Below are 20,048 nucleotides of genomic sequence, written 5' to 3' on the forward strand. Positions count from 1 at the left end.
CCTCAATCAATCACCTCATACACCAGCGGCCGGGGGGAGGGCGGTTCCGGCGCCAGGGTATAGGCGGCCAGGAACTTCTTCCGGGCCGTCTCCAGGTTGGTTCGGTCGTTGACGTGGAAGACGGCCAAGGGCTCGCTGGCGTTAACATAATCTCCGTACCGTTTTTTCAATTCAATACCCACCGCCGGATCGATAACGCTTTCCTTGATCGCCCGCCCGGCGCCCAGGAGCATGGCCGCTTCACCTATCAAGCGCGCCCTGACGGAGCTGATGTAGCCGCCGGCAGGTGAGGTTATAGTTATCTGCTCCCTGGTTGCAGGCAGGAGTTCCGGCCTGTCCGCCACTTCAGGGTTGCCACCCTGGGCGGCGATAAACTGCCGGAATTTGGCCAGCGCCTCGCCGCCGTCCAGGAGATCTTCCAAGCGCCGGCGGGCCTCCCCTTCACTGCCGGCCGCACCGGCAAGCAGAAGCATCCGAGCGCCCAGGGTGAGGCAGACCTCCCGCAGTTCCTTTGGCCCGCCGCCGCGTAGGACCGCTAAAGCCTCCTTTACCTCCAGGGCGTTGCCCACCATCATTCCCAGAGGTTCGTCCATATTGGTAATAACCGCCACTGTACGCCGGCCCATCTCCCGGCCCAAATCCACCATGGTCCGGGCCAGTTCCCGGGCCGAAGCCAGGTCGGGCATAAAGGCACCGCTGCCAACCTTAACATCGAGAACTATGGCATCGGCGCCGGCAGCGATTTTTTTGCTCATGACGCTGCTGGCGATAAGGGGGATGCTTTCCACCGTCGCCGTCACGTCCCGCAGGGCGTAAAGCTTGCCGTCGGCCGGCACCAGGTTCCCAGTTTGGGCGGTGATGGCCAGCCCGATTTCCTTGACCTGGCGGACCATTTCTTCCCGGGAAAGGTGCACCCGGAAGCCGGGGATGGCTTCCAGCTTGTCGATGGTGCCGCCGGTGTGCCCAAGGCCCCGGCCGGACATCTTGACCACCGGCACTCCGGCGGCCGCCACCAATGGCGCCAGGACCAGGGTTGTGGTATCGGCTACGCCGCCGGTGCTGTGCTTGTCAACCTTGACGCCGGGGATGGCGCTCCAGTCCATTTCCTCGCCGGAGGCCACCATGGCCCTGGTTAAGGCGGCCGTTTCTTCCCGATTCAGGCCGCGAAAGTAAACGGCCATGAGGAAGGCGGCCATCTGGTAATCGGGAATCGCCCCGCCGGTGTACTCACGAATCATCCATTCAATCTCCGGCGGCCGTAAAGTTTCCCCATCCCTTTTACGGCGTATTAAATCCGGCATGTTCATTTTATGTAAACAACCTCCACTTCTTTTAACCCATCATATCATATCCACTCCCCATTAAAAAAGGGATTAAAAAAGCCCGGATAAGCTCCGGGCCCTAAAGTCCTTCCTCCCAGCCCAATTGGAAGGCATTTTTGTTTACCGTTAAAAACCTTTCCGGTACGGATTCCGCCAGGGCTTTTTCCCAGGCCTCGCGCTCCATGGGTAAGCGCCTGGCCAGGGCCCCCATGAGAACCATATTGACGGCTTTGACGTTCCCGGCCCTGCGGGCTAGTTCCAGGGCGTCGAGGACGACCATATTGGACACCTTTTTCCCCATTTCCCCGATTAAGTTTTCTGGATAAGTAGCGGCCCCGGTGAGGACGGGGAGGGGGGGGAGTTCCTGGTCGTTTACAATGAGCCAGCCGTCGTTCTTCAAATAATGAAGCCAGCGCCGGGCTTCCAGCTTTTCAAAGGCCACCAGAAAGTCGGCTGTGCCGGGCGCCATTACAGGGGAATATACCCGCGTACCGAAGCGGACCTGGGTTACGACGCTTCCACCCCGTTGAGCCATGCCGTGGATGTCGGAGACTTTGACTTCTCCTCCCAGGGAAATGGCGGCCCTGGACAGCACGCGGCCGGCAAGTATCGTTCCCTGGCCGCCAACTCCGACCAGCAGGACGTTGATCACCCCGTTATGCATCTTCCTCACCCGCCTTTATGATGGCCTCGCTGGGACAGACCTGGCGGCAGACGCCGCACCCATTGCACTGGATGGGGTCGATTACGGCGTGTATACCATTGAATGATAGGGCGGGACAGCCCAGGTCTAGACAATAACGACATCCCAGACAGTTGTCCGGTAAGACTGTATAACTTCCTTTTTTTCCCTTTACGATTAGAGCACAGGGACGGCGGACGATGATTACCGACGGCTCCGGAGCCTCTGTTTCTTCCCGGACGGCCTTTTCCACCGCCTCCAGGTCGTAGCTGTCGACCACTTGCACCCGTCGCACTCCCAGGGCCCGGACGATCGCTTCAAGGTCGGCCTTTGGTGCCTCCCGGTGGGCAGCGGTATAACCTGTGCCGGGGTGATCCTGGTGTCCGGTCATGGCCGTAGTCCCGTTATCCAAAATAATCAGCGTGCCTTTACTCCCGTTGTAAACCATGTCCAAAAGGCCGGTCATGCCCGAGTGGAGGAAGGTGGAATCGCCGATAACACCCACCACCCGTCGGGCGAATTCCGTCCCACGCGCCTTCTCCAGACCCATGGCTACCCCCAGGCTGGCCCCCATACAGATGCAGGTGTCCATGGCATTAAGGGGTGGTGTGGCACCCAGGGTGTAGCAGCCGATGTCCCCGGCTACTACGAGGTCAAGTTTTTTGAGTACGTAAAACACGCCGCGGTGGGGACAGCCGGGGCACATCAGGGGTGGCCGGCCGGGAAGAGGAGGAGTAGGTTCTGCCGTCTTCCCGGCGGCCGCTAACGGCCTGACCGGTCCCACGGCCGTAGCTGCGGGCGCAGGCAAAAATTCCGGGGCGACCAGTTCCGGCGCTGTCGCGGCTACATGTGCCCCCACCGTCCGGGCGATAATGAGGCTGCTCAACTCATCGACCCGCGGTACAAGTTCCTTGCCGGTCACGGGCAATCCCTGGGCGCGGATCTGGTCTTCCAGAAAAGGCTCCAGCTCTTCCACTACATAACAGGTTTCTACGCCAAACACAAAATCGCGAATTAACTTTTCCGGCAGCGGGTAGCTCAATCCTAACTTAAGCACTGACACTCCGGGGAGGGCTTCCTTGACGTACTGGTAGGCGACGCCACTGGTAATAACGCCTACCCGCCGGTCGGCCCACTCTACCCGGTTTAAAGGGGTTATTTCCGCATATTCCATGAGCCTATGCCGCCGTTCTTCCACCGCCAGGTGGCGTTTCTTACCGAAGGCCGGCAGCATGACGTATTTGGCAGGCTGTTTGACATAATCCTTTAAGGGTACTTCCCGTCGCTCCCCCAGTTCCACCAAGCTGTAGGAATGGGCGATACGCGTCGTCAGGCGCAGCATTACCGGCGTATCGAATTTTTCGCTCAGCTCAAAGGCCAACATGGTCATATCTTTGACTTCCTGGCTGTCGGCCGGTTCCAGGCAGGGTATCTGGGCCATGCGGGCGTAAAAGCGGTTGTCCTGCTCGTTCTGGGAACTAAAAAGTCCGGGATCGTCGGCCGATACCAGTACCAGGCCGGCGTTGACGCCGGTGTAGGCCAGGGTCATCAAGGGATCGGCGGCGACGTTTACACCGACGTGTTTCATGGCCGCCAGGGCCCTGGCCCCACCGATGGCCGCGCCGATAGCCACTTCCAGGGCCACCTTTTCATTGGGTGCCCATTCAGCGTATACTTCCGGGTACCCGGCCAGGGCTTCGATTATTTCTGTACTAGGCGTGCCCGGGTAGGCCGCGGCGACCTTAAGCCCTGCTTCCCAGGCGCCCCTGGCCAGGGCATGGTTGCCGATTAACAGTTCCCGCACAGTTTCACCTCTCCATTATTCAGGCCTGCAGTCATAAGGCCCAGAAGGCTTTTTTGTTCTATATCTCAATACCAAGGGCGAAGCATATAGCTACACCAGCTTCAGCCATTTTATCATCTGAAAGGGTTGTGATCAATTCCCCTAATCTATCTTTGGCTACAGTTTGGATATGATCAAAATTTACCGCGCAACGATAGGGCATGCCGTCTTCGGGACCGATTACTATTTCCGAAGGTATATCCCGGATATTTGACGTTACAGGAGCAATGGTTACCTCATTAAGGAAAGAAATAGCTGAATTACGGGTTAAAATTAAAACAGGCCGCCTTTTATCCGGCGGCTTAAAGGAATAGTTTCTCCCACTCCTGTTCGGCTTCCCAGATATCAAATTCACCTGCTTCAACAGGTTTTTGGGCATAACCCTCGCGGTGCTTGCGTTCCAACAATGAGATTTTTTGCTGCTTTAAAGCGAGTTGTAAGGCGTGGCGAATAAAGGCCGACCGCGTTATGCCAAGCTGTTGCGTAACCCGGTCTACCTCTATTAACATAGGTTCATCTATAGTAATTTGGATAGTACGCATGGAGTCGCCACCCCCTAACTTTATGTGGAATCTATTCAACATCATAATAAATATTAATAATCCGGACGTCAATAAGGCATTATTAACTTACTTCGGCCGCAGGTCAATAACCCGCCGGGCCTTGCCCTCGCTCCGGGGAATGCTATAGGGCTCCACCAGACGCACCCGCGCCTTTAACTGCAGCACCGTATGCAGGCGATCGGCCACCTTTTCTTCCAGTTCCTCGAGTTCCCGGTAGCGGTCGCTGAAAAACTCCGGGTTAACTTCCACCCGGATTTCCAGCTCATCTAGATAGTTGCGCCGGCTGACGATAAGCTGGTAGTGGGGGGCCACCCCTTCAATTTCCATAAGGACGCTTTCCACCTGGGAGGGAAAAACGTTAACGCCGCGGATAATGAGCATGTCATCGGTGCGGCCGGTAATTTTGGCCAGGCGCGCCGTGGTGCGGCCACAGCGGCACGGCTCAAAATTTAAAGAGGAAACATCCCGGGTGCGATAACGCAGCACCGGCAGGGCTTCCTTGGTCAAGGTCGTTATGACCACTTCACCCTTGACACCCGGCGGACAGGGCTCCCCAGTTACCGGGTCCAGGATCTCCACCAGGAAATGATCTTCTGCCACGTGCTGTCCGTCCTGATACTGGCACTCGCCGGAAACGCCGGGCCCCATGACTTCCGACAGGCCGTAGTTGTCGGTGGCCAGCATCCCCCATCTGCGCTCAATCTCTTTGAGCATTTCGCGGCTGGAGGCTTCGCCGCCGAACAACCCCAGGCGAACGGGAAGTTCCCGCGGATTTATACCCTCTTGTTCCGCCACCTCGGCCAGGTGGAGGACGTAGGAAGGCGTTCCCACCAGCACGGTGGTGCCGAAATCCTGTATTAACATGATGTGCCGCTTGGAGTTCCCGGCCGACGCCGGTACCACCGTCGCCCCCAATCGTTCCATGCCGTAGTGCAGGCCGAAACCGCCGGTAAAAAGGCCGTAGCCGAAAACTATCTGGACTACGTCATCCGCCGTTACCCCGGCCATAGCACCTAAACGCGCCACGAGATCTGTCCAGGTCTCTAGGTCGCGACGAGTATAACCCACGACGATGGGTTTACCGGTTGTACCGGAAGAGGCGTGAAGGCGAACGACTTCTTTTAAAGGCACGGCGAAAAGGCCATAAGGATAATTGCGCCGGAAGTCGTCCTTGGTGGTCATGGGCAGGAGGCGGACGTCGTCCAGGGTACGGATGTCAGAAGGCCTTATACCTTTGGCATCCATAGCCTGGCGGTAAAAAGGAACCCTCTCGTACACCCTGGCCACCGTTTCCTGGAGCCTGGCCAGCTGCAGAGCCTCGATTTCCGCCCGGGGACGACATTCATTTGCCGAATCCCAGATCATTGGACACCAATCCCTCTGCTTTTTCTATCTCCACCCTGCCGGGGCCGAAAACTTTGGCCAAATGCTCCCAGGAAAAGGCAGGAGTCATTAGACTGACAAGGGGAACGACACCCAGGGGGATGAGCATGGCCAGGGTGCCGATGGTGGGAATGACGCCGCCGTCAAGGTGGTAATAAAAGGATAAACCCAGGGAAATTATAAGCCCACTCACCAGTCCCGCCCAGGCCCCTGCTTTGGTGGTGCGGGGCCAGTAGAGGCCATACAGGTAAGGTGCCAGGAAAGCCCCGGCCACTGTGCCCCAGGACAGGGACATGAGGACCAGGATAATGGTGGGCTTTAAAGCGATATAAACAGAAAGTCCGATAAAGAAGACGCACAAAAACCTCAAAAGAAACATGACCGTCCGCCGGGAAATCTGTGGCACGACCCACTGGATTAAATCAATAGCCACGGCCGAACTGGATACCAGCACCAGGGAAGCCAGGGTGGACATGGAGGCCGCCAGCACCAGTAAGAGCAGGAGCAACCCGACCCAGGACGGCAGGTACTGGTTGATAATCTGGGGCATTATCAGGTCCGGATTGGGTTTGCCGTTAAGTAAGGGCATCTGGTTGTTGAAAAAAAGGCGGCCAAAGGCTCCCGTGAAATAGGCGCCGGTGGCAATAATCAGGGCAAACAGGGTGGAAACCACCGTCGCCGGCCAGATGGAACGCTCATCCTTAATGGCATAGAACTTCTGTACCATCTGGGGTAGACCCCAGGGCCCCAGGCTGGTGAGAAGCACTAAAGATAAAAGGGCGAACCAATTGGGCCCCGTCGGGGAAACCAGGGCGGGATTGATGGCTGCCAGGCGGCTGATCCCGCTAAACAGACCGCCCACCGGAGGGGCAGTGATGACATAATATATCAAAACAAACACGCCGGCGATCATTATGAGGCCTTGCAGGAAATCAGTCAAAGTAACGGCGATGTAGCCGCCCAGGACCAGGTAGAGGGCCGTAAAAGCGGCCATAATGACGAGGGCCGTGGCAAAATCTATCTGGAAGACCTGCTCAAAAAGGTAGCTCAAGCCCATATACACAGAGGCGGAATAGGGAACCAGGAAAATGAAGATTATCAACGCCCCGACCGTGCGCAAGGCCGGGCTGTCGTAGCGTGCCGCCAGGAACTCAGGCATGGTCATGGCATTTAAGCGCACCGTCATTTCCCGTGTCGGCCGCGCCAGCACCTTCCAGGCCAGGAAACTGCCGATAAAAGCGTTGCCGATGACGATCCATAAATCCGAAAGGCCGAAGCCCCAACCCACTTTACCGGCGTAGCCGATAAAAATAACGGCGGAGAAATAGGTCGTCCCGTAGGCGAAGGCCGAGATCCAGGGGCCCACGGTCCGGTTACCCAGAAAAAACCCGCCGACGTCTCGCGATTTTCTTAAGCTGTAAAAACCGATGGCAATCAGTGTTGCAAAATAAAGCCCCAAAAGAAAAAACTTCATCCTGCCATCCTCCCGTTCTGCCTTGAAGTAAGTGACGTCGTTATTTATTCCACAATAAACACCAAAATCCTTCCGGTAGAATTAAATTTTAAATGCTAACATTTTTTATTACCATCCAGTACTGGCTTTTAGCATCTCAATTTCAATATGCTGACGGCCAAATTCACCTGCGAGAACATTTAACTGCCGTTCGAGTTTTTTATGTTGGGCCGTATTTTCGGCACGCATGTCGGCCATCCCTTCTTTAACCCGCGCCATTTCCACCTTAAGCTCAGCTACATCTGCTTTTACGGCTGCCATCTCCGTTTTCAACTCAGCTACGTCGGCCTTGACGGCGGCCATCTCCGCCTTTAACTCGGCAACATCGGCCTTTACGGCCGCCATCTCCGTCTTTAACTCAGCTACGTCGGCCTTGACGGCGGCCATCTCCGTCTTCAGCTCGGCCACGTCGGCCTTGACGACTGCCATCTCGGTCTTCAGCTCGGCGACATCTCCCTTAAGGGATACTATATCTCCTTGAATTGTACCTACTTCCTGCCTTAGTTCTTTGACAGCATGAGCGGCCCATTGCATCTTTTCTTTAAGGCAATCAACGCCTTCTTCCAATGCCGTCAGGCGCCTTGCAAAGGCCTCTTCAAAAGCCTTTTGCCCTTCCAAACTGGCTTTCACCATCGCCTGGATATTTTCCAGTAGCAAAAAAACTTTTTGTTCCTCCACCTTTTCTCCCCCCTATAAAATCTTACCATGGCAGCAAAAACCAGACAAGAAAAACATAAAAGCCCGGCCTTTTATCTCAAACCGGGCTATAATTTTTAAATTGTCGCCAGAATCCTTCTGGCCCGTTCCAGGGCCTGCTTGACTGCGGCCGGGGCGGGTCCGCCAGGGAGGTCGCGGCCACGGATGCAGGCTTCTAACGTAATGTGGCTAAAAATGTCTTCCGAGAAATATGGAGAAAAGGATCGCCATTCATCTAAAGTAAGGTCGTAGAAGGATTTGCCACTTTCCAAACAATGGAGGACCAGGGCACCCACCACGGCGTGGGCTTCGCGGAAAGGGAGCCCTTTGCGCACCAGGTACTCGGCCACGTCGGTGGCGGCAGCGAAGCCCCGCTCCGCATCCTCCCGCATTCGTTCAACCTTGAATTTAGCCGTGGCCAGCATGGGGGTGAAGACCATAAGGCAGCCCTTCACCGTATCCAGGGCGTCGAAAAGGGCTTCCTTATCTTCCTGCAGGTCCTTGTTGTAGGCCAGGGGTAAACCCTTCAGTACCGTCAACATGCCTATCAGGTGCCCGTACACCCGCCCCGTTTTCCCCCGCACCAGCTCGGCCACGTCGGGGTTTTTTTTCTGGGGCATCATGCTGGAACCGGTGCTGTAGGCGTCGTCCAGCTCGATGAAGCCGAATTCCTCGCTGGCCCAGAGGATTATCTCTTCCGCCAGGCGGCTTAAATGCATCATGATGAGGGAAGCCGCCGCCAGAAATTCTACTACAAAATCGCGGTCGGCCACAGCGTCCAGGGAGTTGGCGCTGATTTCTTTAAAGCCGAGCTTCCGGGCCACCATCTCCCGGTCGATGGGCAGGGTCGTCCCCGCCAGGGCGCCGGCGCCCAGGGGCATGACGTCCACCCGCTCAAGGCAGCCGTCCAGGCGTTTTTGGTCGCGGTAAAACATTTCAAAGTAGGCCAGGAGGTGGTGGGCCAGGGTGACGGGCTGGGCCTTCTGCAGGTGGGTATAGCCGGGCATGATGGTGTTGATGTGCTTCTCTGCCAGGTCCACCAGGACCTTCTGCAGGCCGGCCAGGAGTTTTTTAACCTCCCGGATTTCTTCTTTTAAATATAGGCGCAGATCCAGGGCCACCTGATCGTTACGGCTGCGGGCCGTATGGAGCTTTTTGCCGGGTTCGCCGATGCGTTCCGTGAGGAGCTTTTCGATGTTCATGTGGATGTCCTCGGCGCCAACATCAAATTCCACCCGCCCAGCCTCGATGTCGGCCCGGATTTCTTCTAAACCTTTGATGATGGTCTCTCCTTCTTCCTGAGTGATGAGCCCCACCGCTGCCAGCATCCGGGCATGGGCTATAGACCCGGCAATGTCCTGCCGGTAAAGGCGCCGGTCGAAGCTGATGGAGGAATGGAAGTCCTCCACCAGCCGGTCGGTCGTCCTGGTAAAACGTCCGCCCCAGAGTTTCATCGCAATATATTCTCCTTTATGCGACATATTTAGCCGGATATATCCCGAAGCTGCGAATAGTGAAGCGCCGGTAACAGAACAGGCGAGGTGAGGTTACCGTTGCTGCCGCTTAAGGCACGCCTGAATATGCCTATGAGAGGTAATAGACGAAACTCATAGAAGGATATAAGTTTGTGGAATCAGAAGCCTGATCATGGGCAATCCGCAGGCGGCATGGCAACGGTCCGAACCGAGCCGTCGTTCTGTCGGCGCGTAACTTCTGAGCAGCGGAGGGATATATCCGGCCTATCCCGTAATCTTACGGCCTCTCTTTACCTCAAACCCGTCTTCTTTTCCATCAACGCCCGGACCTTCAAAGGCAGGCCGAAGAGATTGATAAACCCGCTGGCATCTTTGTGATCGTAGTCGCCGCCGGCACCGAAGGTCACCAGATCCTCGCTGTAGATGGAATAGGGGGATTTGACCCCTGCGGGAGTGCAGTTGCCCTTGTACAGCTTCATGCGCACGCTGCCTGTGACCGTTTCTTGGGTGCTGTCGACAAAGGCGTCCAGGGCTTTTTTGAGGGGCGAGAACCAGTTGCCGTCGTAGACCAGCTCGGCGTACTTTGCGGCCACCATTTCCTTGAAGTGCATGGTCATGCGGTCCAGGGTGATGGCTTCCAGCTCCCGGTGAGCAAGGTAAAGGACGGTCCCTCCGGGGGTTTCATAGACGCCCCGGGACTTCATGCCCACCAAGCGGTTTTCCACCATGTCATTGATGCCGACGCCGTTGGCCGCCGCCAGATCGTTCAATTTTTCCACCAGGGCCACGGCATCCAGCCTCTCCCCGTCCACGGCCACGGGGATGCCCTTTTCAAAATCGATGGTTACGTAAGTGGGTTTGTCCGGCGCCTTTTCCGGTGGGGTAATGATTAAATATAGATCGTCCTGGGGCTCGTTCCAGGGGTCCTCCAGGTCGGCACCCTCATGGCTCAAATGCCAGAGGTTGCGATCCATGCTGTAGGGCCGGTCTTTCGTCACCGGAACGGGGATGTTGCGGGCCATGGCATAGTCGATGGCCTCTTCCCGGGAACGAATATTCCAGATGCGCCAAGGGGCGATGACCTTTAAATCGGGGTTTAAAGCCTTGACCCCCAGCTCAAAGCGCACCTGGTCGTTGCCTTTGCCGGTGGCGCCATGGGCCACGGCGGTAGCTCCTTCCTTCTCCGCCACCTCTACCAGGCACTTGGCGATGAGGGGGCGGGCAAAGGAGGTGCCGAGGAGATATTTGCCTTCATAGATGGCCCCGGCCTTTAACGTGGGCCAGATGTACTCTTCCACGAACTCCTTTTTCTTATCGAGGATGTATATCTTGCTGGCCCCGCTTTTGATGGCCTTCTCCTCCAGGGGTGCCAATTCTTCTCCCTGACCGAGATCCACGGCCATGGCAATAACCTCGTAGCCGTAGGTTTCTTTGAGCCAGGGAATGATAATGGATGTATCGAGCCCGCCGGAATAGGCGAGGACTACTTTCTCCGCCATAGTAGAAACTCCTTCCTCCTGGGAAAATAGGGTTTTGCCAGCCTGTACTCTCCTGCCTTCTACTTGAGCTTGTATTTTTATAATTTAGCCCATCAGGGCCGCCATAATGGCCTTATGGGCGTGGAGGCGGTTTTCGGCCTCGTCGAAGACGGCCGACTGCGGCCCGTCGATCACCTCGTCGGTAATCTCCTCGCCCCGGTGGGCCGGCAAGCAGTGCATGACCATGGCGTCGGGTTTGGCAAGCTTCAACACTTCGCTGTTAAGCTGGTATTTCTGGAAGGCCTGACGCCGTTTTTCCGCCTCTTCTTCCTGGCCCATGCTGGCCCAGACGTCGGTATATAAAATGTCGGCTCCTTCGACGGCTTCCCGGATATTGTTGGTCACCGCTATCTGGCAGCCGTTGTAGGCGGCTATACGCCGGGCTTCTTCCACCACCTGGGGCAGGGGCTCATAACCTGGAGGACAGGCGATGGTCACGTTTAAACCTACCTTGGCGCCGCCGTACATGAGGGAATGGGCCACGTTATTGCCGTCGCCGATAAAGGTAAGGTTCAAGCCTTTAATCTTGCCCTTCCATTCGCGGATGGTCATGATGTCGGCCAGGGCCTGGGTGGGATGTAATAAATCCGTCAGCCCGTTGATGACGGGAATGGTGGCGTGGGCCGCCAGTTCTTCCACATCTTTATGGGCAAAGGTACGGATCATAATGCCGTCCAGGTACCGTGATAAAACCCGGGCCGTATCGGCAATGGTCTCGCCCCGGCCCAGTTGCAAATCGTCTTTGGTAAGAAACAGGGCGTAACCGCCGAGCTGGTACATACCCACTTCAAAGGCCACCCGGGTACGGGTGGAACGCTTGGTGAAGATCATGCCCAGGGTTTTGCCGGCCAGAAGGGGGTGGGGTTCACCCTTTTTCAATTTGGCTTTGAGCTCGTCGGCCAGATCCAGAAGATAGAGGATCTCTTCGGTGGTAAAATCCTTGAGGGAAATAAAATCACGACCTTTTAACCCTTTGGCGATGTCATTCATTAAAAACTCTCCTTTCACTTTAGGTTATTTACCTTTTTCCATTAATTCGCCTTTTGCCCTAAAACTTCCTGTAAAGCATCTTTTAAAATCGCAACAGCCCGGTCAATTTCTTCTTTGGTAACATTTAGAGGAGGCAGGAAACGCAGGACGTGGCCGTGGAGGGAGTTGATTAGCAGGCCCCGCTCCATGCAGGCGGCCACCACCGCGTCGGCCGGACCGTCCATTTCCAGTCCCAGGAGCAGTCCGCGGCCCCTGACCTCTATCAATTGGGGAAATTCCCGTACCAGCTTCTCCAGCTCTCCACGGAAATACTCCCCCATAACGCGGACGTTATCCACCAGTCCCTCTTCCAGCAGGGCCTTAAAGGCCGCCACCCCCGCGGCCGTAGCCAGGGGATTGCCGCCGAAGGTAGAGGCATGATCGCCGGGGGCGAAGGAGGCGGCCACCTTTTCCTTGGCCAGCATGGCGCCGATGGGCACCCCGCCGGCCAGGGCCTTGGCCAGGGTCATGATATCTGGTTCCACGCCGTAATACTGGTAGGCGAAGAGGTAACCTGTCCGGCCCAGGCCGCACTGCACTTCGTCGAAAATAAGAAGCAAACCTTCGTCATCGCAGAGGGCCCGCACCGCCTGAAGGTAATCTTTGTTGGCCGCGTAGACACCGCCTTCCCCCTGGACGGGTTCCAGCATGACGGCACAGGTCCGGGGCCCCACCGCCGCCCGGAGGCTGGCCAGGTCGTTAAAGGGAACATAGCGAAAACCCGGCGGCAGGGGAGCAAAACCGCGGTGGAATTTCTCCTGGCCGGTAGCCGTCAGGGTGGCCAGGGTGCGGCCGTGGAAGGAACGGCGCATGGTGATAATCTCGTAGCTTTCCGGCCCCCTGTGTTCCTTGGCAAATTTTCGGGCAAGTTTGATGGCCCCTTCATTGGCCTCCGCGCCGCTGTTGCAGAAAAAGACTTTATCCAGGGCCGAATTTTCCACCAGTAGCCGCGCCAGCTCCACCTGGGGTTCTATCCAGTAAAGGTTGGAGCAGTGGAGAAGCTTCCCCGCCTGTTCCCTGATGGCCGCCACCACCCGGGGATGGCAGTGTCCCAAAGAGTTGACCGCCAGGCCGCCTACAAAATCAAGGTATTCCCGGCCGTCGGCGTCCCAAACCCTAGTCCCTTCGCCCCGCACCAGGGCCACGGGGTAGCGGCCGTAGGTCCGCATTACATATTTTTCTCCCAGGGCGACAATAGCTGCATTATCCATGCCGGCCACCTCCGTCTTTATGGCACCACCATGGTGCCTACACCGGTATCGGTGAATATTTCCAGCAAAATGGAGTGGGGTATACGCCCATCAATAATGTGGGTTTTCTTGACGCCGCCCTCCAAGGCGCGGATACAGCAGTTGACCTTGGGGATCATGCCGCCTTCGATAACGCCCCGGCGGATGAGCTCCGGCACCCGGCCGACCTCCAGGGCGGAGATCAAAGAATCGGGGTCGTTACGGTCGGCTAAAATCCCTGCCACATCCGTGAGCAGCACCAGCTTGTCGGCCTGCAACGCCACGGCCAGTTCCCCCGCCACCAGATCGGCGTTTATATTGTAGCTTTCCCCGTCCGGTCCGACGCCGATGGGCGCCACCACAGGGATGTAGCCCTCGGCGATGACGGTTTCAATAATACCGGGATTGATCCTTTCCACCCGGCCGACGAATCCCAGATCCAGGTCTACCTCGCTTCCATCTTCCTGCAGGACGCGGGCCATCTGCTTCTGGGCTTCTATAAGGCCGCCGTCCTTGCCGCACAGACCTATCGCCTTGCCGCCGTAACGGTGGATGTTGGTAACGATCTCCTTGTTAATCTTCCCCACCAGGACCATTTCCACAATCTCCATAGTTTCGGCATCGGTTACGCGCTGGCCTTGGACAAACTCCGACTGTTTTCCCAGACGCTTCAGCATACCGGTAATCTCCGGTCCGCCGCCGTGGACGATTACCGGCCGCATGCCCACCAGGTGCATGAGGACGACGTCCTGCATGACGGCCCTTTTAAGATCGCAGTTGGTCATGGCGTGGCCGCCGTACTTGATAACTACCGTTTTGCCGTAAAACTGGCGGATGTAGGGCAGGGCTTCAATGAGGATTTCCGTTTTTTCCAGGGGGGAAAGGGGCATATTGCATTCCTCCGGTAAACTTTTTAGAGGAGAAGGCTACTTAAGTCCGGTAAGAGGCATTGATCTTTACATAATCATAGGTCAGGTCACAGCCCCAGGCGGTGGCCGCAGCCGTTCCCTGCTTCAAGTCAAGGATTATGGTAATTTCCTCTTCCCGTAAAATGGCCGCCGCCCTTTCTTCGCAAAAGGGCAACGCCTCACCGTCTCTAGCCATCTGCTCGCAGCCGGCACGGCTTTCCAGGTAAATGTCTACCCTGTCCGGATCTATTTCTGCCCCGGAGTATCCTGCGGCGCAGATAATGCGTCCCCAGTTGGCGTCGGCGCCGAAAACGGCGCTCTTTACCAGGTTAGAACCGGCCACGGTCCGGGCGACCAAACGGGCTTCTCCCTCGCTGGTCGCTCCCCGCACCTTGACGGTGATGAGCTTGGTTGCCCCCTCGCCGTCCCGGGCAATCAGGCGGGCCAGCTCCCGGCAGACGTATTCCAGGGCGGCGCGAAAGGCGGCGTGATCTTCAATGGTCAAGGGCGGGTTGCCGGCGCAGCCATTGGCCAGGATGACGGCCATGTCGTTGGTGCTGGTGTCGCCGTCCACCGTGACCATGTTGAAGGTCCGGTCCACTACCGCCCTCAAGGCCTGCTCCAGATCTTCCCTTTCCATGGCCACATCGGTTGTCAAAAAGCAGAGCATGGTTCCCATGTTGGGGTGGATCATGCCGGAACCCTTGGCGATGCCGCCGATGGTGACCGTGACCCCTCCCAGGGACAGCTGAACGGCAATTTCCTTTTTTATAGTATCGGTGGTCATAATGGCCGCCGCGGCATCACTGCCGCCGTCCACTGCCAGCTTTTCTGCTGCCGCCCGGATGCCGGCGCTGATTTTATCCATGGGCAGGGGTACGCCGATAACGCCGGTGGAGGCCACCACCACCTGCCAGGGTTCGCAACCCACGGCGGCGGCGGTAAGGGCCGCCATCTCCCGGGCGTCGCGGTAACCCCGCTCTCCCGTACAGGCGTTGGCATTGCCGCTGTTGCAGACGATGGCCCGGGCGATCCCGCTTTTGAGGTGCTCCCTGGTAACCAGCAGGGGGGCGGCCTTTACCCGGTTCCTGGTGTAAACGGCCGCGGCCGTGGCCGGCACCTCGCTGACAATCAGGGCCAGATCCATCTTTTCCTTTTTTAGTCCGGCGTGGACGCCGGCGGCGACGAACCCTTTGGGAGCGGTAATGCCGCCGGCAACCGGCTGGATATCTCCTGTCATCCTTTCCTTCCTCCAGATACAAATCTTTCTCAGGACGGTATTTCCTGCTTTAACGCCCGGCCTTGCCGCCGCGAAAGGCTTTTCCGTATTTAAGGGCATAGTCCCGGGGCGGCCAGGGCCGTACTTTCCGCAAAACCGCACATGAGGTTAAAGTTCTGCACTGCCTGGCCTGATGCGCCCTTGGTCAGATTATCTATAGCGCTGGCGACAACCACCCGGCCGGTGCGGCCGTCCACCGTCAAGTTGATATGGCAGTTGTTGCTGCCGTAAACCCAGCGGGTGTGGGGCCAGGTGCCCCTGGGCAGTAGGTGGACGAAGGGTTCCCCGGCATAGAAATCCCGGTAAACCTGCCGGAGTTCCCCTTCCGTCGCCGGTCGAACCAAGGCGGCGTACATGGTACTTAAGATCCCCCGGCTGATGGGCAGGAGGTGGGGCGTAAAAGTCACCTTAACTTCCCGGCCGGCTAGTAAGCTCAGTTCCTGCTCGATCTCCGGGGTATGGCGGTGGCCGGCCACGCCGTAGGGGTTGATATTTTCATTGCATTCCACAAAAAGGCTGGTTACCCTGGCCTCGCGGCCGGCCCCGGACACCCCCGATTTGGCATCGATGATGATGGTCGCCGGATCGATGTAACCGGCCTTAAGGAGGGGTGCCAGGCCCAGGATGACGCTTGTAGGGTAACAGCCGGGATTGGCCACCACCCGGGCCTTGCGTATTGCCTCGCGATGGATCTCCGGCAGGCCGTAGACGGCATTTGCCGCCAGTTCATGATCGGCGTGGGATACTTTATACCATTCCTCGTAAACCGCAGCGTCCCGGAAGCGCAGATCGGCCCCCAGGTCGATGACCTTCACTCCCATTTCAACGGCCCGGCCGGCCACCTTGACCGCGTGCCCATGGGGCAGGGCGATGAAAACAACCTCCGCCCTTTCCAGGACGTCCTCCGGTGTTAAGTCTTCGCAAGGGGATGCCACATAACCTGTTAAGGCAGGATAAACGTCGGCCATCTCCTCACCGGCATAATGCCGGGAAGTCAAAGCCACCAGTTCTATCTCCGGGTGCCTGCTTAAGATCCGCACCAGCTCGGCGCCGGTATACCCTGTGGCGCCAATGATACCTACTTTGACCAACGGCGGGAACCTCCTTGAGGTGATGTTATAATTATACATCTCTAATGCATATTAATGCAATACCCGGCAAAAAATATTTTATTTTCGTTGACAATGATTGCCATGAAAACTATGATAGATTAAGGTGAAAGGAAGAAAAGCCATGCCCCTCTGGCAGCGCAACCTCTACTTCATGGTCGCCGTTCAAACATTGGTCACAGGGACCTTTCATATCGCCACACCCTTTTTGCCCTTCTTCGTCAACGAGCTGGGGGTGAGTGACCCTCGCCACCTGCAAAGCTGGTCCGGCATTCTCCTCGGCGTCAACGCCCTCTTTACCGGCCTAATGTCACCCCTTTGGGGCAGCTTCGCCGACCGTTACGGCCGCAAGCCCATGCTGGTCCGTTCATCGGCGAGCATTGCCATATTTACCATGTTGCCGGCCTTCGTCACCAGCCCCTATCAACTCTTAATCTGCCGCATCCTCATGGGTGTATTCAGCGGTTATTCGGCTGCGGCCCTGGCCCTGGCCGCCAGCATCACCCCGGCAAATTATCTGGGATTTGCCCTAGGCTGGCTACAGACGGGCCAGGTTCTGGGTCTAGTGCTGGGTCCTTTAATCGGCGGCGTGCTGGCTGATCGCTTCCCCCTCCGCAGCGTTTTTATTATCGCGGGTTGCCTCGGTCTTATCGGCGCCCTTCTGGCGGCGACCATGGTCCACGAAGACTTTCACCCCGTCGCCACACCGCCAACTGAACCAAAAGAAAAAAACGGCCTGGTCGGCTTGCTTTCCTGGCCGCTTACCATTTATATCATGTTTGTCGTTATTTTCCTTTCCCAGTTTGCCACGCGGGGCGTGGAACCCCTCATGCCCCTGTACGTCCGGGAACTGGCCGGCAACAACGTCAACATCAACACCCTGGTAGGCCTTACCGTGGCCATGACCGGCCTGGCCCAGGTGATAGCCGTCACCGTCCTCGGCCGCCACGCCCGTTCCTGGGGTTACAAACGCTGCCTCCTCATCTGTCTGGCAGGTTCGGCGTTATTTTATTTCCCCCAGGGTATGGTCGCCCGGGTTTCCCCCCTAATCGCCCTGCGTTTCATCCAGGGGCTCTTTCTCGGGGGACTGCTGCCGATGGCCAATGCCCTCATCGCCCTTTTTACCCCTTCCGCAAAAAGGGGGCGGGTTTACGGCCTCACCCAGAGCGCCTTCTTTTTGGGCAACTTCTCCGGCCCCCTGGCCGGGGGGTTCTGGGCGTCCCTTTTGGGACTGCGATCGATCTTTTACGTCGCCAGTATCCTCCTGGCCCTTAACTTTATCTGGGTGTGGCGGGAAGTGAAAGATCTACATGGGACTTCAAAACATAGCCGACACGACCGGTCCTCGTCTTGACCCGCCAGTATGAAGGTTCTCCGGCCTTCAGCCATGCCAGCAGGTCTTCATCTTCCAAAACGGCTACTTCCTCTCCGGAGGGCAAATTAAAAACGTCGATATATTTATTCCCCCGGCGCTCTTTGAAAGGGGTCGTCTGGTTGACCTTGCCGACGGCCATGACCATGGCCCCCCAGGCCGGTTCCCAGCGATAGGTATGGGCTACTGTGCGGCTCTGGAGGTTCGTCCGAGGTCCGTTTGCTTCCGGCGCCGACCAGAGGGTCTGGCTGCTAACGGTTTTAATCACCAGCCGCCCGTTCTCCCGGCTAAAATCCGTAGTCACCTGCTCGCTGACGCCCTGCCAGCCCTCCCCCTGCTCCAGCCATTTCTTTTGCCAGCGCTCTTCGTTGCCGGCTATTTTTCGCCAGATCTCCTGCAAACCATTCCCCTGCCAGTTATATAAAGCATAAAAGCTGCTCAAAAAGTAACCTCCGAAGCGCTCGTCAAGGAGCTCCCGGATTAAGACGGCATTCTGCCCGGCCTCCAGTTGAACTACCTTTACTTCCTGTAAGGGCAGAGTGTCCAGGCAGGCCAGCATAACCTGCCGGTTCCCCTCCGTGCCGAAAACGCCCAGCAGGCCGCGATCCTTGGAAACGGTCAGGCCGATGACCTTCTCCGTACCGGCATTGGGGACGATGTCCCCTTCGGCCTGGAGATGATATACTCCGGTTTTCCGGCCCTCGGCAATTTCCTGCAGCAGTTCCCTTCCTTCCCGACTCCCTTCGCCCATGACGGCCAGGGCCCGGGCTTCATAGGCATTGATTTTTCCTGCGCCCGTCCGCTGCCAAAAGATGGTTGCCGCCAGGGCAAGGATTATCAATGCCCGAAACCATCGCCGGCGATTATCCATGTCCCCTCCCTCCATCCTTTTAAATTTTTATGCGTCGAAACGCTGTGTATGAATAGCGCCGGCGAATTCTTCTTTCATCTGCCGCAGCAATTTTTTATCGAGGATAACGTCGGCCGCCGTCCAGGCCAGAACCGTGGCCGCCAGGATTACAAGCCTTCGCCCGGCTTCACCCCGGACGGCCCGGGCAAATTGGGGAGTGTGGGGTGCAAGCCTGCCGACATTCAGGGACAGGTAAGGATGGATGGCCGGCACCACCTGGCTGACGTTGCCCATATCCAGGGAACCACGGCTGTAACAGGGAGAACCGGAATCCGTTACGCCCAGCTTCTTTAAATTTTCGCGCCATGCCGCGGCCAGGGCCCGGTTGGTCACCATAGGTTCATAAGAAGGTTCGTAATTGTGATACCAGTAGCGACAACCCGTCGCCAGGGCCGCCGCTGCGGCGCAGTTTTCCACCCTCTGGACAACCTTATTTAATGCGCTCCGGGTACGGGCGCGCACGTAAAAGCGAGCCACGGTCCTTTCAGGAATGACATTGGGAGAAGTCCCTCCTTCGGCGATAATACCCTGGATGCTGGCCCCATCCTGCAAATATGGACGCAGGCTGTTGATGTTATTAAAGAATTGGATCACCGCCTCCAGGGCGTTAATGCCTTCCTCAGGGCAGGCGGCGGCATGGGCGGCACGCCCCTCAAAAATAAATTCCAAAGCTTCCAGGGCCAGGGAATAAACCTCGACGGCGTTGGTATCGCCGGGATGAAACATCATAACTGCATCCAGATCGTTGAAAACGCCCTGGCGGACCAGGGCCACCTTGGCCCCGCAGGTTTCTTCGGCCGGAGTTCCCAAAAGGACAACGGTACCCCCCAGCTCTTTAATTGTTTCGGCCAGGGCCAGGGCCGCCCCCAGGCTGGCGGCGGCTATCAAATTATGACCGCAGGCATGGCCCAGCCCCGGCAGGGCGTCGTATTCGGCGATGAGGGCCACCCGCGGTCCGATACCGCCTTCCAGCTCGGCCCGGAAGGCCGTGGGCAGCTGGCAGAGGGGGCGGGTAATCTTAAAACCCCGCGCCGCCAGGATGCCCGCCAAAAGCTCTACGGCAAAGTATTCCTGGTTGCCTGTTTCCGGATGGTCGTATATGGCCTCGGCTACGTCGATAATCTGCTCTTTTAAAGCTTCAATTGTGTGGGCCATTTTTTCTTTGAGGGCATGCATAGCAAAACTCCCTGCATCAAC

The 20,048-nt window shown here is 57.3% G+C and carries 18 protein-coding genes; 1 reads left to right on the forward strand and 17 read right to left on the reverse strand.

Features of this window, described 5'->3' with window-relative positions; genetic code table 11:
- Nucleotides 1–2 precede the first annotated feature (2 nt).
- The 15 genes from MHFGQ_RS12575 to argC all read right to left on the reverse strand — a co-directional run bounded on the left by MHFGQ_RS12575 (nt 3) and on the right by argC (nt 16,551).
- The gene (locus tag MHFGQ_RS12575; protein ID WP_106005387.1) at nt 3–1,307 is read right to left on the reverse strand and encodes a pyrimidine-nucleoside phosphorylase; all 1,305 of its coding nucleotides are present in this window, start codon (nt 1,305–1,307) and stop codon (nt 3–5) included.
- A 94-nt stretch (nt 1,308–1,401) separates the two neighbouring features.
- On the reverse strand, nt 1,402–1,986 hold the full coding sequence (locus MHFGQ_RS12580) for an indolepyruvate oxidoreductase subunit beta (RefSeq protein WP_106005386.1): 585 nt from the start codon (nt 1,984–1,986) through the stop codon (nt 1,402–1,404).
- A complete protein-coding gene (iorA, locus tag MHFGQ_RS12585) occupies nt 1,979–3,808 on the reverse strand; it encodes an indolepyruvate ferredoxin oxidoreductase subunit alpha (RefSeq protein ID WP_106005385.1) in 1,830 nt (609 codons plus the stop codon). The genes MHFGQ_RS12580 and iorA overlap by 8 nt, the downstream gene beginning before the upstream one ends.
- 58 nt (nt 3,809–3,866) lie before the next feature.
- On the reverse strand, nt 3,867–4,226 hold the full coding sequence (locus tag MHFGQ_RS12590) for a type II toxin-antitoxin system PemK/MazF family toxin (protein ID WP_106005384.1): 360 nt from the start codon (nt 4,224–4,226) through the stop codon (nt 3,867–3,869).
- Complete coding sequence (locus tag MHFGQ_RS12595; RefSeq protein WP_106005383.1) at nt 4,150–4,389, reverse strand: ribbon-helix-helix domain-containing protein; 240 nt, start codon at nt 4,387–4,389, stop codon at nt 4,150–4,152. Before MHFGQ_RS12595 ends, MHFGQ_RS12590 begins: the two co-directional genes overlap by 77 nt.
- Nucleotides 4,390–4,476: 87 nt before the next feature.
- Nucleotides 4,477–5,775 carry a phenylacetate--CoA ligase family protein gene (locus MHFGQ_RS12600; RefSeq protein WP_106005382.1) on the reverse strand — a complete coding sequence of 433 codons (1,299 nt, stop codon included), beginning with the start codon at nt 5,773–5,775 and terminating at the stop codon, nt 4,477–4,479.
- Nucleotides 5,753–7,267 carry a sodium:solute symporter family transporter gene (locus MHFGQ_RS12605; protein ID WP_106005381.1) on the reverse strand — a complete coding sequence of 505 codons (1,515 nt, stop codon included), beginning with the start codon at nt 7,265–7,267 and terminating at the stop codon, nt 5,753–5,755. Before MHFGQ_RS12605 ends, MHFGQ_RS12600 begins: the two co-directional genes overlap by 23 nt.
- Before the next feature lie 108 nt (nt 7,268–7,375).
- The gene (locus MHFGQ_RS12610) at nt 7,376–7,984 is read right to left on the reverse strand and encodes a hypothetical protein (RefSeq protein WP_106005380.1); all 609 of its coding nucleotides are present in this window, start codon (nt 7,982–7,984) and stop codon (nt 7,376–7,378) included.
- Between the two features lie 95 nt (nt 7,985–8,079).
- Nucleotides 8,080–9,456, reverse strand: a complete 1,377-nt coding sequence (gene argH / locus MHFGQ_RS12615; protein WP_106005379.1) for an argininosuccinate lyase — start codon at nt 9,454–9,456, stop codon at nt 8,080–8,082.
- Between the two features lie 311 nt (nt 9,457–9,767).
- Nucleotides 9,768–10,976 carry an argininosuccinate synthase gene (locus MHFGQ_RS12620; protein ID WP_106005378.1) on the reverse strand — a complete coding sequence of 403 codons (1,209 nt, stop codon included), beginning with the start codon at nt 10,974–10,976 and terminating at the stop codon, nt 9,768–9,770.
- Nucleotides 10,977–11,060: 84 nt separating this feature from the next.
- Nucleotides 11,061–12,005, reverse strand: a complete 945-nt coding sequence (gene argF / locus MHFGQ_RS12625; protein ID WP_106005377.1) for an ornithine carbamoyltransferase — start codon at nt 12,003–12,005, stop codon at nt 11,061–11,063.
- Nucleotides 12,006–12,046: 41 nt separating this feature from the next.
- Nucleotides 12,047–13,255, reverse strand: a complete 1,209-nt coding sequence (locus MHFGQ_RS12630) for an acetylornithine transaminase (protein ID WP_106005376.1) — start codon at nt 13,253–13,255, stop codon at nt 12,047–12,049.
- Between the two features lie 17 nt (nt 13,256–13,272).
- Nucleotides 13,273–14,163 (reverse strand): acetylglutamate kinase, encoded by an 891-nt coding sequence (gene argB, locus MHFGQ_RS12635; protein WP_106005375.1) that lies wholly within the window; start codon nt 14,161–14,163, stop codon nt 13,273–13,275.
- Between the two features lie 40 nt (nt 14,164–14,203).
- Nucleotides 14,204–15,421, reverse strand: a complete 1,218-nt coding sequence (argJ, locus tag MHFGQ_RS12640; RefSeq protein ID WP_106005482.1) for a bifunctional glutamate N-acetyltransferase/amino-acid acetyltransferase ArgJ — start codon at nt 15,419–15,421, stop codon at nt 14,204–14,206.
- Between the two features lie 89 nt (nt 15,422–15,510).
- The gene (gene argC, locus MHFGQ_RS12645) at nt 15,511–16,551 is read right to left on the reverse strand and encodes an N-acetyl-gamma-glutamyl-phosphate reductase (RefSeq protein ID WP_106005374.1); all 1,041 of its coding nucleotides are present in this window, start codon (nt 16,549–16,551) and stop codon (nt 15,511–15,513) included.
- A 142-nt stretch (nt 16,552–16,693) separates the two neighbouring features.
- On the opposite strand from argC, the gene MHFGQ_RS12650 reads away from it, so the two are divergent.
- Complete coding sequence (locus MHFGQ_RS12650; protein ID WP_106005373.1) at nt 16,694–17,923, forward strand: MFS transporter; 1,230 nt, start codon at nt 16,694–16,696, stop codon at nt 17,921–17,923.
- On the opposite strand, the gene MHFGQ_RS12655 is transcribed toward MHFGQ_RS12650, so the two are convergent.
- Nucleotides 17,847–18,812 carry a hypothetical protein gene (locus MHFGQ_RS12655; protein WP_106005372.1) on the reverse strand — a complete coding sequence of 322 codons (966 nt, stop codon included), beginning with the start codon at nt 18,810–18,812 and terminating at the stop codon, nt 17,847–17,849. The two genes, MHFGQ_RS12650 and MHFGQ_RS12655, sit on opposite strands and share 77 nt — an antisense overlap.
- Before the next feature lie 27 nt (nt 18,813–18,839).
- Nucleotides 18,840–20,027 carry a M20 family metallopeptidase gene (locus tag MHFGQ_RS12660; RefSeq protein ID WP_106005371.1) on the reverse strand — a complete coding sequence of 396 codons (1,188 nt, stop codon included), beginning with the start codon at nt 20,025–20,027 and terminating at the stop codon, nt 18,840–18,842.
- Nucleotides 20,028–20,048 lie beyond the last annotated feature (21 nt).

This window comes from Moorella humiferrea (assembly GCF_039233145.1).
Taxonomy (GTDB): Bacteria; Bacillota; DSM-521; order Neomoorellales; family Neomoorellaceae; genus Neomoorella; species Neomoorella humiferrea.

Excerpts from the sequence above, each read along its gene's own strand:
- MHFGQ_RS12575 (WP_106005387.1), bottom strand. The coding sequence starts at position 1,307 with ATGAACATGCCGGATTTAATACGCCGTAAAAGGGATGGGGAAACTTTA.
- MHFGQ_RS12580 (WP_106005386.1), bottom strand. The coding sequence starts at position 1,986 with ATGCATAACGGGGTGATCAACGTCCTGCTGGTCGGAGTTGGCGGCCAG.
- MHFGQ_RS12590 (WP_106005384.1), bottom strand. The coding sequence starts at position 4,226 with ATGCCCAAAAACCTGTTGAAGCAGGTGAATTTGATATCTGGGAAGCCG.
- MHFGQ_RS12595 (WP_106005383.1), bottom strand. The coding sequence starts at position 4,389 with ATGCGTACTATCCAAATTACTATAGATGAACCTATGTTAATAGAGGTA.
- MHFGQ_RS12600 (WP_106005382.1), bottom strand. The coding sequence starts at position 5,775 with ATGATCTGGGATTCGGCAAATGAATGTCGTCCCCGGGCGGAAATCGAG.
- MHFGQ_RS12605 (WP_106005381.1), bottom strand. The coding sequence starts at position 7,267 with ATGAAGTTTTTTCTTTTGGGGCTTTATTTTGCAACACTGATTGCCATC.
- argH (WP_106005379.1), bottom strand. The coding sequence starts at position 9,456 with ATGAAACTCTGGGGCGGACGTTTTACCAGGACGACCGACCGGCTGGTG.
- MHFGQ_RS12620 (WP_106005378.1), bottom strand. The coding sequence starts at position 10,976 with ATGGCGGAGAAAGTAGTCCTCGCCTATTCCGGCGGGCTCGATACATCC.
- argF (WP_106005377.1), bottom strand. The coding sequence starts at position 12,005 with ATGAATGACATCGCCAAAGGGTTAAAAGGTCGTGATTTTATTTCCCTC.
- MHFGQ_RS12630 (WP_106005376.1), bottom strand. The coding sequence starts at position 13,255 with ATGGATAATGCAGCTATTGTCGCCCTGGGAGAAAAATATGTAATGCGG.
- argB (WP_106005375.1), bottom strand. The coding sequence starts at position 14,163 with ATGCCCCTTTCCCCCCTGGAAAAAACGGAAATCCTCATTGAAGCCCTG.
- argJ (WP_106005482.1), bottom strand. The coding sequence starts at position 15,421 with ATGACAGGAGATATCCAGCCGGTTGCCGGCGGCATTACCGCTCCCAAA.
- MHFGQ_RS12650 (WP_106005373.1), top strand. The coding sequence starts at position 16,694 with ATGCCCCTCTGGCAGCGCAACCTCTACTTCATGGTCGCCGTTCAAACA.
- MHFGQ_RS12655 (WP_106005372.1), bottom strand. The coding sequence starts at position 18,812 with ATGGATAATCGCCGGCGATGGTTTCGGGCATTGATAATCCTTGCCCTG.
- MHFGQ_RS12660 (WP_106005371.1), bottom strand. The coding sequence starts at position 20,027 with ATGCATGCCCTCAAAGAAAAAATGGCCCACACAATTGAAGCTTTAAAA.